The 13541-nt window shown below is 57.5% G+C and carries 6 protein-coding genes; 5 read left to right on the forward strand and 1 reads right to left on the reverse strand.

Annotation, left to right across the window (positions count from 1 at the left end):
* Positions 1-185 precede the first annotated feature (185 nt).
* The 3 genes from ACXAG1_RS12325 to ACXAG1_RS12335 all read left to right on the forward strand — a co-directional run bounded on the left by ACXAG1_RS12325 (position 186) and on the right by ACXAG1_RS12335 (position 7501).
* Positions 186-2957, forward strand: coding sequence for a di-heme oxidoredictase family protein (locus ACXAG1_RS12325; protein WP_475119852.1), 2772 nt, complete (start codon positions 186-188; stop codon positions 2955-2957).
* A gap of 220 nt (positions 2958-3177) precedes the next feature.
* The gene (locus tag ACXAG1_RS12330) at positions 3178-4719 is read left to right on the forward strand and encodes a family 16 glycosylhydrolase (RefSeq protein ID WP_475119853.1); all 1542 of its coding nucleotides are present in this window, start codon (positions 3178-3180) and stop codon (positions 4717-4719) included.
* A 232-nt stretch (positions 4720-4951) separates the two neighbouring features.
* Positions 4952-7501 carry a glycoside hydrolase family 3 protein gene (locus tag ACXAG1_RS12335; protein WP_475119854.1) on the forward strand — a complete coding sequence of 850 codons (2550 nt, stop codon included), beginning with the start codon at positions 4952-4954 and terminating at the stop codon, positions 7499-7501.
* Positions 7502-7710: 209 nt separating this feature from the next.
* Here ACXAG1_RS12335 and ACXAG1_RS12340 read toward each other — a convergent pair whose 3' ends face one another.
* Positions 7711-8904, reverse strand: coding sequence for a helix-turn-helix domain-containing protein (locus ACXAG1_RS12340; RefSeq protein WP_475090820.1), 1194 nt, complete (start codon positions 8902-8904; stop codon positions 7711-7713).
* A 587-nt stretch (positions 8905-9491) separates the two neighbouring features.
* Between ACXAG1_RS12340 and glk the strand changes: the two genes are divergently transcribed.
* On the forward strand, positions 9492-10454 hold the full coding sequence (glk, locus tag ACXAG1_RS12345) for a glucokinase (protein WP_475090819.1): 963 nt from the start codon (positions 9492-9494) through the stop codon (positions 10452-10454).
* A gap of 226 nt (positions 10455-10680) precedes the next feature.
* Positions 10681-13467 (forward strand): TonB-dependent receptor, encoded by a 2787-nt coding sequence (locus ACXAG1_RS12350; RefSeq protein WP_475119855.1) that lies wholly within the window; start codon positions 10681-10683, stop codon positions 13465-13467.
* Positions 13468-13541: the final 74 nt, after the last annotated feature.

Genomic DNA, 13541 nt, shown 5'->3' on the forward strand with positions numbered 1-13541 from the left:
TTCTCAGGTGGGTCATATTTTCAAAATCCATAAAGTGGGACGACGGGAACTTAGTAAAGAAACTAGCTTCAACCTCGCGATGTACTGAGATGAGAGCTACAGCGCTCGCACTCCAATAATCAAGAATAACGATGAAGCGAGGTTTGACCATGCGTCTACTCCCCACATGGCGGAGCACCCTGTCGGTGCCCGCACGTTCCCTGATCACAAGCAGCGCGATTGCCCTGTCACTCGTGTTACCGCTTCCCGCCGCGGCACAGCATACCAATCTGGCGACAGGCTCCAGTATTTCTGCCAGTACCGCGGACCTCCCCGCAAGCAACGCGATCGATGGCAACAACGGCACTCGCTGGGCGTCGGCCGCGCAGACAGACCCATCCTGGATTGCCGTTGATCTCGGGCAGGCCTACGACCTGGACCAGGTAGAAATTTTCTGGGAAGCGGCCAATCCGGATACTTACGAGATCTGGGGGTCCAATAATGGTGTTGACTGGAGCACACTGAGTGTTCAGACCGGTGGTGTCTTCGGGCACCGCACGGACACGGTCAATGTCGATGGAATCTACCGGCATGTGCGCATTCAGGGTATCAGCCGCAGTGCCGGAAACCAGTGGGGGTATTCCATCTGGGAGCTTGCGGTGTTCGGGCAGGCCGCAAATTGCGATAACGGATGTGTGGTGGAGCTGGATGGCAACACGGCACAGGCGCGGCTCACCGGCGGCGATATTGTGGATGTGCACTATTCGATTAATGGCGGCGCGCAGATGAATGTGCGAATGTCCCACTCGGGCGGCTTGTGGACACACAATATTGCCAATCTGAACGCCGGCGATGTAATTACCGTGTCCTACACGAAAATTACCAACGGCGTGGGTGAGAATATTCCGGCCAGTCAGTATGTGTTTAGTGGCCAGGGCGGTTCCTCTTCGTCGTCTTCCTCTTCCTCTTCCTCTTCATCGTCCTCGTCGTCATCCTCTGGTGGTGGATCTGGTGGCAGTGGTTCAAGTAGCTCCTCAAGCAGTTCCTCCGGCGGCTCGTCCAGCGGTTCATCATCGGGTGCAGATCTGGGCAATATTGTCCCGCTTTACAACAGCGGCACCGCACTGGAGCCCGCCATTACGTTTGAAACCGCCAATGCGCTGGTTACCCGTTTCTCCGACCGCGCCCGGGATCGCCATGCCAAAGAAGACCAGTTCCAGGCGTATGACCATTACCTGAGTTTTTACTGGGAGGATCGCACCGCGGCGATCGAAATCATCGATGAAGTCGCCAAGGGCGGTAGTTCAGTGCGGATGAATGTGCGCACCGAGTTCAAGCTGAGTGATACGGAGGCGGAAAACCGCTGGTTCTATCGCGGTGTGGGTACCGTGGCGGAATATTGCGATAACGGCACTATGGTGGTTGTCGATCAGTACAACTATTACAAGGAGCGCACATATAACTGCCGGGAAAACCGCAACATCCAGGTGGGGGATCTGCTGGAGTTTGAAATCAGTCAATTTCTCGATCCCAGTGTGCCAAATGGCCGCGCCAATTATTACGGAACCACCTTTCTGTATATTGTCGGTGAAGGCCTGGTGCCCTGGGACGTTGGTGGTGCTACGCCATTTGGTGGGATAAAAGACTCGTTCAAGATTCCGCAAAGTGCGTGGCTCGGTGGCGATACCACCATACATGCGCTGACTTCCGGAGAGACCGACAATCACTATATGCAGATGGCGACCAACCTCGGCTATGAAAATGCGCAACCGTTTATGCGCGGACGCCGGGTGCTGCATAGCTCTGCCATTGATGGCGTGCACGATGAAAAACCACTGGAAAACCCGCCGTTTACCCCAATGGTCAATCTCGCAGGCCCCCATTACATCAACGATAGTTGTGCCAGCTGTCATGAACGCAATGGCCGTGCGGTGCCGGCCGCAATCGGTGAACCCCTGGATAAATGGACATTCAAAGTTGCCTCTGCCAGTGGTGACCCGGATCCATATCTCGGCTCTGCAATTCAGCCCAAGGCCCGCAATGGCGCCGCCAGTGAGGGCCAGGTCTCGATCGCCAGCTGGAGTGAGCAGAATGGACTGCGCTCGCCGAATTATGCGTTTATCGGCGTAGTACCAGAGCGTTTCTCGGCACGGATCGCACCGGGCATTGTCGGTATGGGATTGCTGGAAGCCATCGACGAATCCAGTGTAATCGCCAACGCCGATCCTGCGGACGCGAACGGTGACGGTATTTCCGGACGGGTCAACCGCGTAGTCGACCCTGAAACCGGCGAAACACGATTGGGCCGTTTTGGTTGGAAGGCCGGAATTGCCAGTATTCGCCACCAGCTGGCCCGTGCGCTCAACACGGATATGGGCGTGATGACATCGGTGTTCCCGCAACCGGACTGTGGCAGCAGTCAGAACGATTGCGGTGCGGCTGGTGCGGAGCTTGCCGACAATCATCTGCAGGATCTGACCAAATACGTCGCTTTGCTCGGCGTGCGTCCCCAGCGGAATTATGACAACCCGTCAGTGGTCAACGGCAAACAACTGTTCGCCAGTATCGGCTGTGCCGGTTGCCATACTCCTACGCAGCAAACCAGTGCACAGCATCCGTTTGCGGAACTGCGCAATCAGACCATCCACCCCTATACTGACCTGCTCGTGCACGACATGGGGCCGGGACTTGCGGATAACCTTGGCGAAGGTGAAGCCTCTGGTGCTGAATGGCGAACTCCCGCGCTTTGGGGGTTGGGTCTGTCCGCCTGTGTTACCGGTGGAGTGGAAAACCCGGTCGGTGGTCAGGGTAATGAAATCTGCACACCGCAGCATGGCTATCTGCATGACGGGCGGGCGCGCAGTATTGAAGAGGCGATTCTCTGGCACGGTGGGGAAGGTCAGGCGGCCAACAATGCGTACCAGAGCCTGAGTGGTGCACAACAACAGGATTTGTTGAGCTTCCTGAATTCACTCTGATGTTTTAAAAAATAATTGGCAAGCACTGATAGAAAGGCGCGGAAACTTTTCCGCGCCTTATTTATTGGCGGTGCAGGAAGTCACAGGGCTCAGGTTGTGTACCAACGGAATGTGGGGCGACGGATATTCATTGCCTGCGCTAAAAAGGTGCCGTTCCCTGTGGGGACCTGAGTGAAAAAATAAACAGTGATAAGAATAAACACAGTAAAAGGAGACAGCGATGTCGAGATTCCTGTTCCGCAGTACCACACTGGCAGTTGCCGTGGCCGCAGTCGGATGTGGCGGTGGCAGTTCCAATAACGAAGATCCGGGTGAGACTATTGTTGATCCGCCGGTGGTCGATACCCGCCCCGAACAATGCCTGGAGGACCCGGAAAACTCCGGTTACTGCCTGGTGTGGTCCGATGAGTTTTCCGGTAGTGCGATCGATGCTGAAAAATGGGTTCACGAAAAAAATTGCACCGGTGGTGGCAATAACGAAGCCCAGTGTTATACGGATTCCCCGGACAACTCCTGGGTAGCGGACGACATGCTGCATATTCGGGCCATTCGCGAAGATGCCACAGGACCTTCCTTGGTGGACGATGATCCGAATTACGACGCCAACGATACCTCCGGCAGTGGCACTTTTACCTCCGCCCGGTTGCGTACCAAGAACATCGGCGACTGGAAATACGGTCGTTTTGAAATGCGCGCGAAATTACCGTTCGGGCAGGGGAGCTGGCCCGCGTTCTGGATGCTGCCCACGGACTGGGCCTATGGTGGTTGGCCCCTGTCTGGCGAAATCGACATTCTGGAGGCGGTCAACCTGAAAGTCGGCGGTGAAGATCGAGTGTACGGCACGCTGCACTACGGCGGTACCTGGCCCGGCAACAAGCACACCGGTGAGGCCTACCAGATTCCCGGTGACCTCAACCCTGCCGATGGCTTTCACTCCTACGCCGTGGAGTGGCAAGAGGGGGAGATACGCTGGTATGTGGACGGAGACCACTATGCGACCCAGACCAGCGACGGCTGGTACACCACCGCGGATCTGGAAAATCCGCTGGCGCCTTTCGACCAGTCCTTTCACCTGATACTGAACCTGGCTGTGGGGGGCGACTGGCCCGCGAACGTGAATGACACCGGTATCGATGAAGAAGCTTTTCCACAGGACTTTGTCATCGACTATGTGCGGGTATATCAGTGCACGGAAAATTTTGATACCGGTAAAGGCTGTGCCAGCAGCGACGGTGATTTTGTCCACAACCCGGGGCTGGAGCCACCGCAGGCACCGGACAGTAGCGACGACGAGCTGGTGATTTTTGACGGTGAGGCCAAGGCCCCATACGCCTGGTATACCTGGACCGCCCATGGGGATATTGGCTACACCATCGAGAACATTGGTGGTGAGTATGGTGAGGTGGCGCAGATCACCTATAACACCAATCAGGGAATCGGCTTTTTTCAATCCGACAGCGCTTACGACCTGAGCGATTACACCTATGTGGAGTTTGACCTGCGGGTTCTCAACGAGCCGGCGGATGCCGGTGCTGCGGGTTTAACATTCCGCGCGGATTGCGGTCATCCGTGCTCCTCTGGTGATTACCCGCTGGATATGCCCGCGCCGGACCAGTGGACACATTTTCAGATCCCGGTGATGGCACTGGTCGAAGGTGGTCTCAACGCCGGTAGCGTCAATACGCCGTTTGTCATATCGCCCACCTGGGACAATCAGATGGGGGCAATATTGCAGATCGATAATATTCTCTGGACCCGCTAGCGGTTCATGCCCCCACATACCGTCCCATTTTCCCGAACCGCACAGAGTGGAAAGGTGGTCAGCTCCATTTTGCGATGGTTTGGGGAAGTGGGACGATCCCTTTCCCTGGATTCCGTACAAAGAAGCCTGGAATAACCGGGTGCTCCTGCCTGTGAGTATGGCTGCCCGGTGCTTACGTCAAAGATGGCACAACAAAAACAAGTGGGAACCTGGGAATAGGAGTAGCACGGTGATGAAAAAGCGAATTTTGCTGGGGGTCATCTCCGCACTGGTGGCCGGGGCAGTGCTCTCGGGCTGCGGTGAGAAGAAATTGACCGAGGCAGGTGCGGCAAAAACCGGGGGGAAATATGGGGGTGCACAGGCCGCCGTCTGGCCGTCACTCACTTCGGGTATTGCCAAAGACCCGGCTATCGAAGCGCGAATCGACGACCTTCTGAGCCGGATGTCGGTGGAGGAGAAAGTCGGGCAGATGATCCAGGCGGAGATCAAAAATGTAACCCCGGAAGAGGTCCGAGCTTACCACCTGGGCTCCATTCTCAATGGCGGCGGCGCCTTCCCGAATAACGACAAACACGCGAGAGTGGCCGATTGGGTGGCACTGGCGGATGCCTTTTATGCGGCCTCCATGGATACCAGTGACGGCGGTGTCGCCATCCCGATTATCTGGGGCACCGATGCAGTACACGGCCACAACAATGTCATTGGTGCGACGCTGTTTCCTCACAACATCGGTCTGGGCGCCACGCAAAACCCCGAGTTGATGCGCCAGGTTGGAGCGGTTACCGCAGCGGAAGTCTCGGCTACCGGAATAGACTGGGTCTTTGCGCCCACACTGGCGGTCACCCGGGATGACCGCTGGGGGCGTAGCTACGAGTCCTATTCAGAAGACCCGCAGATCGTGCGCAGCTACAGTGGGCGGCTGGTGGAGGGCCTGCAGGGCAGGCCCGGTAGCGATGAGCTGTTTGCGCCCAAGCGGGTAGTGAGCACAGCCAAACACTTTATCGCCGACGGTGGTACTGAAAATGGCATCGACCGTGGCGATGCCATCATGTCCGAAGCGGAGCTTATCGAAATCCACGCCCAGGGCTACTTTTCTGCCATCGAATCCGGTGTGCAGACGGTGATGGCATCCTTCAGCAGCTGGAATGGGGAAAAGCTACACGGGCATAAATACCTGCTCACCGGTGTGCTGAAAGAACGCCTGGGTTTCGATGGCTTTGTGGTGGGGGACTGGGCCGGGCACCAGTTTGTAAATGGGTGTTCCAATGTAAGTTGTCCACAGGCGGTGAATGCCGGTCTGGACATGTTTATGGCGCCGGACCCCAGCTGGAAAACGCTGTATGCCAACACCGTGGCACAGGCCAAGAGTGGGGAAATCACAGCTCAACGCCTGAACGATGCGGTACGGCGGATTCTGCGGGTAAAACTGCGAGCGGGCCTGTTTGATGCCGGTGCTCCATCCACCCGGGCCTACGCCGCGGATGAATCCCTGATCGGCGCGCCGGCGCACCGGGCCATTGCCCGCCAGACAGTGCGCGAGTCTCTGGTACTGCTGAAGAACAACGACGGGCTGCTGCCCCTGCAGAGAAACCAGCGGATTCTGGTTGCCGGTGACGGAGCCGATAATATCGGTAAACAGGCTGGTGGCTGGAGTATCACCTGGCAGGGGACCGGCAACGAGAACAGCGATTTTCCCGGCGCCACCTCTATTTTTGGAGGCATTGCCGAGGCGGTAGCGAGTGCCGGTGGTGTCGCGGAGCTCGCCGTTGATGGCCACTATACGGAAAAGCCGGACGTCGCCATCGTGGTTTTCGGTGAAGACCCCTATGCGGAGATGCAGGGCGACGTGTCGAATCTGGATTACCCCGGGGACGCGGATCTGGCGTTGATACAGCGGTTGAAGGCACAGGGTATTCCGGTCGTGTCGCTGTTTATTACTGGTCGTCCACTGTGGGTAAACCCCGAGATCAATGCGTCCGATGGGTTTGTTGTGATCTGGCAGCCGGGCACGGAAGGTGCCGGTGTTGCCGATGTCATTCTTCGGGATGGCAAGGGCGAAGTGAATCACGATTTTAAAGGCCAGCTGACCTTCTCCTGGCCCGATAGCGCGCTGCCTACGGTGCGCAACCGCGGGGAAAACGAAGCACTGGCGCAATTTAAATACGGTTATGGCCTCGACTACGGCCAATCCGTGCAGCTTGCCGCGCTATCGGAGAAGAGCGGGCTGGAGCTTTCCCATGGCAATGAGGCTCTGGCGGTATTCAATGGCCGCGCACTGGACCCCTGGAGCCTGCAGGTAACCGATGCCGGCAATAATCAGACGGTGATCGCCAGCAGTGTGTCGAAATTACAGGGAATTAGCGTGCAGTCCGTCGATCGCAACGTGCAGGAAGACAGTCGCCGTCTGCAGTGGACCGGTGAGGGCAATGCGGTAGCCGGGTTCTTTGCCAATAGCCGTACCGATCTCACGGGCTATCTGGAGAATCAGGGTGCGCTGGTGTTTGATGTGAAAGTCGACGGCGCACCCAGCAGTGCGGTCAATCTCGGCGTATTCTGTGGTCAGGACTGCGGTGCGGAACAGTCGATTACCGATGTCCTGAACAGTGCGGCACCGGGTGAATGGCGCACCATCAGCGTTGATCTTCAATGCCTCGCCAACGGCGGAGCGAAAATGGATATGGTGCTTTCGCCATTTTATGTGCGCACCGCAGGCGCGCTGGATATGACCGTGCACAATGTACGTATCGCATCCCAGACCAGTGCGGATATCCACTGCGGGTAATCGCACCCTGCCACTTACCCCGGTCGCCACTTTTCCAACCCCGGCGACCGGACTGGGGAGGCACGCCCGGTACTCAGCTAGTGGTCCATGCGGAAAGTTGTGTAACTGTTCGCTTCGCCAAAGTGCCCAGCTCTGCGTTGAGAAAGCTTGAAATAGAACCACTATTCCTGCGCTTTCTCGCCTTGATCTGAAGACTTTGGCTGTGCTCCTTAGTTACCGAACTTTCCGCATGGACCACTAGCAGACGGTCGGGAGGGGGTGCGGGCGGCAAGCGCCTGCTTCCGAAACTCGGTGGGAGACATACCTACCAATCGGCTGAAAAAGCGGTGGAATGCCGACTTGCTGTTAAAGCCAGACTCCAGCAGTACGTCCAGCACCGTCATATCGGCTTTTTCCGGATCGGACAGCAATGCCTTGGCGGCTTCCACCCGGTAGCTGTTCACGTATTCGAAAAAATTGGTGCCGAAGTGCTTGTTGATCACCGCTGAGACCTCTTTGGCGGGCAGATCGATTCGCTCGGAAAACTGTTCCAGGTTCAGATTTTTCTTGAGGAAAATCTTATCGCTCTCCATGGCGTTTCGAACCTTCTCGATGGCGGGCTCTGAGGGTTCCTCTTCTGCCGTTACTGCAGGCGTCTCTTCCTTGGGCTGGGTGACCAGCAGCTGGTGCGCGTAGGTCAGGCTGTAGGCAAAGAATGCGTTGATGAGGATAAACGACAGGTAGTTGTCGGCGATGCCCATATAGTCCGCAACTATTTCGCTGGAGAACTTCGCCACCACGTGCACCACCATGGTCCAGGCCCAGGCGATGCAGACTCCCCATACCAGTGCCGATAGCCAATTCAGTTCCACTTCGGAGTAGTGCGAGTACTCGTCTTTCAGTGCATGGCGATAGCGGCGCAGCTGGAGTAGCGCGGCCACCGCGTAGACGAAGGGTACCAGTGAGGCCAGGTCCCAGATCAGCTCGATAAACGTGGCGGGCAGGGCCTGATCCAGATTGTGCGCATTGCGCAGGTCACTGCTGGTTATCCCGAAAATCGCAATACACAGTAGTGCGAGCAGGGCTGGTGCCAGGTGGATCGTCATTCTCGGGGTGAAGTTCAGCTTCGGGCGGGTCAGCGAGCAGACATAGAGATAGATCGCCGGGCCTTTCAGAAGCAGAGTTGCAAACAGCAGATAGGGTAGCGCGCTCTGCTCAAACCAGGGGGCAACCGTAAACTGGTCGTTCCACAGCAGCAGGGTGCAGCCGGATGCGATCGCAATCACCAGCAGGAACGCCGTCAGCAGTCGGCCATCGTGACGGGCGCGTGTGGGCAGAATGGACTGGAACACCGCCAGCAGCAGGCACTCTGCTGCCGTCATCAATAGGACCACGTCGTGGATATTGAAGATGTATTGTTTCATTGAGACATCGCCGGAGAGTTCTTGTAGTTGTTGTTATGTTTTTATGGGTTTTATAGGGGGGGAGTATATGAGAATTCCCCCCGGGGGAGGAGCGTGCGCGGCCCCTATCCCGCCGCGGGGCCATCCCGGTTTGTCTATTCTGGCAAAGTGACACTGCCCAGTTTGGGGATTTTTTCAAAGTGGGGCGACGGATTCGGCGGCCGCCGAGCACACTCAATCTATCGGGTTCCCGGTTGCCGTCCTTTGTTGCCGTCCTCTATCGGTGTGACGCCACAGGCCGTCGGTGTCGCAGGCGGAACGCCAGCCTCGGGCTCGAATCATCTCTCTTTTCCCGTTGAAGGGACGTTTCTCGTCGACCTTCCGACATTGGTAGGGCCGGCAGGATTTACCTGCCGGGCTTTTTCCCCCAGATCTGCCCGAACGCCATGCCCAGGGGCTGCATGATCCCGCTGGCGCCTCATCCCCTCATATTTGTCTCTACTACGCTATCGAGGGCTGGAGTTTTTGCCGGCAAATCATTACCTTATAGCGCCATTTTTGGGGCGGTAAGTCCTGCCCAATCAAGGAATCTATTAAAGGAAAGCCTCATGACCAGAATCGTTGCGGACATCGGCGGCACCAATGCCCGCTTCGCCATCGCCCACCCGCATCAGGGCGGTTACCGGCTGGAAGCCATTCATGTGGTGAACTGTGCCAAATTTGACGACTTCTATAGCGCGATGGGGGAGTGGCTCGAAGGGCTGGACCAGGCGCGCCCCAGCGAAGCATGCGTCGCTGTGGCGGGGCCGGTGGAAAAGACCCCCGAAGGCGGTCGCGTAACCATGACCAATCTGGGCTGGGACATTCGCGCGGAGGAGCTGTGCAAGCGCTTCTCCCTTGATCGCGCTCTGGTGGTGAATGATTTCGCCGCGCTGGCGCTGTCCCTGCCGCGCCTGCAGGAAGAAGACAAGTGGGCCCTGCGAGATGTGCCGGCACAGGCGGGCGGACCTATGGTGGTCGTCGGCCCTGGTACCGGCCTCGGAGTGGCGGCGCTGGTGAGCGAGGCGGGTAAGTACCGCGTGGTTCCTGGGGAAGGTGGCCATGCCAACCTGTCTGCGGGCAGCGAGCGCGAGCTGGAGTTGTTGCGCATCCTGGCCCGGGATCAGATGCCGGTGTACAACGAGTATGTGCTCAGTGGTGGCGGCCTGGTGAATCTTTACCGCGCGGTCGCCGCCCTGCACGGCCGCCAGGCCGAAGAGTTAACCCCGCCGGACGTGAGCGGCCGCGGTCTGGATGGTTCCGACCCCCTGTGTCGGGAAACCCTGGTCGACTTCCTCAATTTCCTTGGCAGCGCCGCAGGAGACGCGGCCCTCTACTATGTGGCCCGCGGTGGCGTCTTCCTTGGCGGTGGCGTGCTGCCAAGGATCGAGTCCCTGCTGCCGGAAAGTGAATTTGAGCAGCGCTTCACTACCAAAGGCCGCCTCGGAGACTGGTTACAGGGGGTGCGTGTTGAGGTATTGAAGGCCGGTTACCCCGCGCTGGTCGGCGCTGCGGCCTGGCTGGAGCGCTGACCGCCGGGTTTTCTCTTATTCCCGCATCAATTAGGGCTGAACAAACTTTGCTCAGCCCGTATAATCTTTCACCTGATGGTGACCTGGGCCGGCCCTCCTATCCCTCTACTCCTCCGCCGGCCCCAACTTCTCCCCCCTCCTCCCCCCTTGGGGGTGGAGGATAAGGACTTCGGGTAAGCCTAGGATGGCATTACTCACCATAACGATAAGTCCAAGGGAGAAGATGATGAGTCTGACTAACAAACGATTCCGGCCGGCATTGCTGTCTGCAGCCATTGCCGCGTCCGTGACCTCCGTAGGCGTATTCGCCCAGGAAGATGCCAGCACCAGCCTGGAAGAAATCACCGTTACCGGTTTCCGCAAAAGTCTGCAGGATTCCATCGGCACCAAGCGCGATGCCAAAGGCGTTGTCGAGGCAATCTCTGCCGAAGACATTGGCAAGCTGCCGGATTCCTCTATTGCCGAATCTCTTTCCCGCCTGCCGGGCCTGGCGGCCCAGCGTCTGGACGGCCGTGCCAGCAAGGTATCCATTCGTGGATTTGGTGAAAACGAGAGCGCCACCACCTTCAATGGCCGCGAGCAGGTATCCATCGGCGATAACCGCGGTGTGGAGTTTGACCTGTACCCGTCGGAAATCATGGCTGGCGTAACCGTGTACAAGACCCCGCAAGCAAGCCTGGAAGCGGAAGGTATTGCCGGTGTTATCGATATGCAGACCGTCAAGCCTCTGGAGCGCGGCGAGCGTACCATCCAGTTTAATGCCCAGATGGAGCAGACCAGCTTCGGTAAGCTGAACCCGGACGGTGAAGACCAGGGCCAGCGCGCGACCTTCTCCTATATCGACCAGTTCGCTGATGACACCGTTGGTGTGGCGTTTGCCTATAACACCATGAGCTCTCCGAGCCAGGAAGAGCGCTGGAACGCCTGGGGCTACCCGGAGTTTGAAGTTGATGGTGAGAACTACTCCATCCTCGGCGGGGCCAAGCCTTTTGTGCGTTCCTCCGTACTCGATCGCGACAGCGCCATGCTGGTGGTTGAGCTGCAGCCAAATGAAAAACTGCACACTACTTTCGATGCGCTCTACGTAGACTTCGAAGATGAGCGCATTCTGCGCGGTATTGAAATCCCGTTTGCCTGGGGTCAGGGCAGTCTCTCTGCCGACTTCGCCGATGCAGACCCGGCTTCCGGTTTCCTGACCAGCGCCAATACTGACGGTCAGCGTGTTGTGGTGCGCAACGACCTGGAATCCCGCAAGGCTGAAATGAACTCCTTTGGTGTAAACACCAAGTACGAGTTTACCGATACACTCCAGCTGGAACTCGATGCGAGCCACTCTAAGGTTGAGCGTGAGATCTGGAGCTTTGAAAGCTACTCCGGTACCGGCCGTGGTGACAGCGAAGGTGTTGCTGATAATCTGGGCTACACCTTCCGTCCGGGTAACACCGGTGCGCAGTTCACTCACGAACTGGATTACAGCGACTTTGACCTGATTCAGCTCGGCGGTCCGCTGACCTGGGGCTGGAGCGCGGCGCTGAACGACAAGTACAACCTGGCGGGTACTGATTACGAAAACGCTGCTCAGGACGGCTTCCTGAACGCACCGGAAATTGACGATGAATTGACGCAGCTGAAGCTGGCTGCCACCCAGCTGGTTGAACTGGGCCCGGTAAACGAGATTTCCTACGGTGTGTCCTACCGCGACCGCGAGAAGGTGAAGCGTTCCGAGGGTTACTACATGACCCTGGCAAACTTCGATGGCACCACTGAAAACAGCACTCTGATTGTGCCGGAAGAGTACCGTCTGGGCAGTGCGTCTCTCGACTTCATCGGAATGGGTGACATGATCGCCTATGACGCAGCGGCGATGCTGCGCGATGGTTACTACGACCTGACCGACGAATCCCTTACCGGCATCCAGCATCTGACCAAGTCGTACAGCGTTGCCGAAACCGTAACCTCTGCATTTGCTCAGGCGAACTTCGAAAGTGAAGTGGCAGGCCTGGCGCTGACTGGTAATCTGGGTGCGCGCTACGTTTATACCGAGCAGCAGTCTGAAGGTTTTGGTGGCCAGGTGATCGATGGTCTGGTGGTAGCGGAAGCCACAGATCTGAGCCACGACTACGGACACTTCCTGCCCAGTCTGAACCTGGCTCTGGAGCTGACCGATTCCCAAACTCTGCGCTTCGGTGCCGCGAAAACCCTTTCCCGCGCACGCATGGACCAGATGAACGCGTCTGTCGAAGTAGGCTACAACCAGACTCCCGATGCCAATGGCAACAACTGGAGCATCAGCGGTGGTAACCCGCTGCTGGAGCCGAAGGAAGCGGTGGGTGTCGACCTGTCCTACGAGAACTACTTCAGTGAAGAGGGTTACTTCTCTGTCGCCGTGTTCTGGAAAGACCTGAAGCAGTGGCACTTCGACGGTAACTATGAAGTGGATTTCTCTGGTGTAGCTGATCCGGCCACTGGCGAGATTCCTGAGAACTCTACCGCGACTGCCTACGGCATGGTTAATGGCGGTGGCGGTACTCTGCAGGGCTACGAGCTGGCAGCGACTCTGCCGTTCAATATGTTCCACGAGAGCCTGGACGGTTTTGGTCTGCTGGCGAGCCACACCGGCCTGTCGTCCGATGTGGAAGATCCCAACGGTAACGAATACGAACTGCCCGGCCTGTCTGAAAGTATTCAGACCATGACCGCTTACTACGACAACCGCGGCTTGTCTGCGCGTGTCAGCATGCGTAAGCGTGATGACTTTAAAGGCGAAGTGTACGGTGTTGGCTTCGACAGCGTGCAGGTAGATGTGGTGGGCGAAACCATTGTCGACGCACAGATCGGCTATGACTTCTCCGAGTCCAACATCAGCGGCCTCGACGGTCTGTCTGTATTCCTGCAGGGGCAGAACCTGACCGACGAGCCGTTCACCACGCTGAGCGGTGACAACGCCCTCCAGGTACGTGACTACCAGAGCTATGGTAAGACCTACCTACTGGGCTTCAGCTACGAGCTGTAAGCGTCACTGAGTTGTCTGGAAAGCCCCTGTAATTTCGATTGCAGGGGCTTTTTTATTTCTAGCAGGGAAGGCGG

This window comes from Microbulbifer sp. ABE4_465, assembly GCF_056160765.1.

Coding starts and splice junctions, on each gene's coding strand:
- ACXAG1_RS12330 (WP_475119853.1), top strand. CDS start 3,178: ATGTCGAGATTCCTGTTCCGCAGTACCACACTGGCAGTTGCCGTGGCC.
- ACXAG1_RS12335 (WP_475119854.1), top strand. CDS start 4,952: ATGAAAAAGCGAATTTTGCTGGGGGTCATCTCCGCACTGGTGGCCGGG.
- ACXAG1_RS12340 (WP_475090820.1), bottom strand. CDS start 8,904: ATGAAACAATACATCTTCAATATCCACGACGTGGTCCTATTGATGACG.
- glk (WP_475090819.1), top strand. CDS start 9,492: ATGACCAGAATCGTTGCGGACATCGGCGGCACCAATGCCCGCTTCGCC.
- ACXAG1_RS12350 (WP_475119855.1), top strand. CDS start 10,681: ATGAGTCTGACTAACAAACGATTCCGGCCGGCATTGCTGTCTGCAGCC.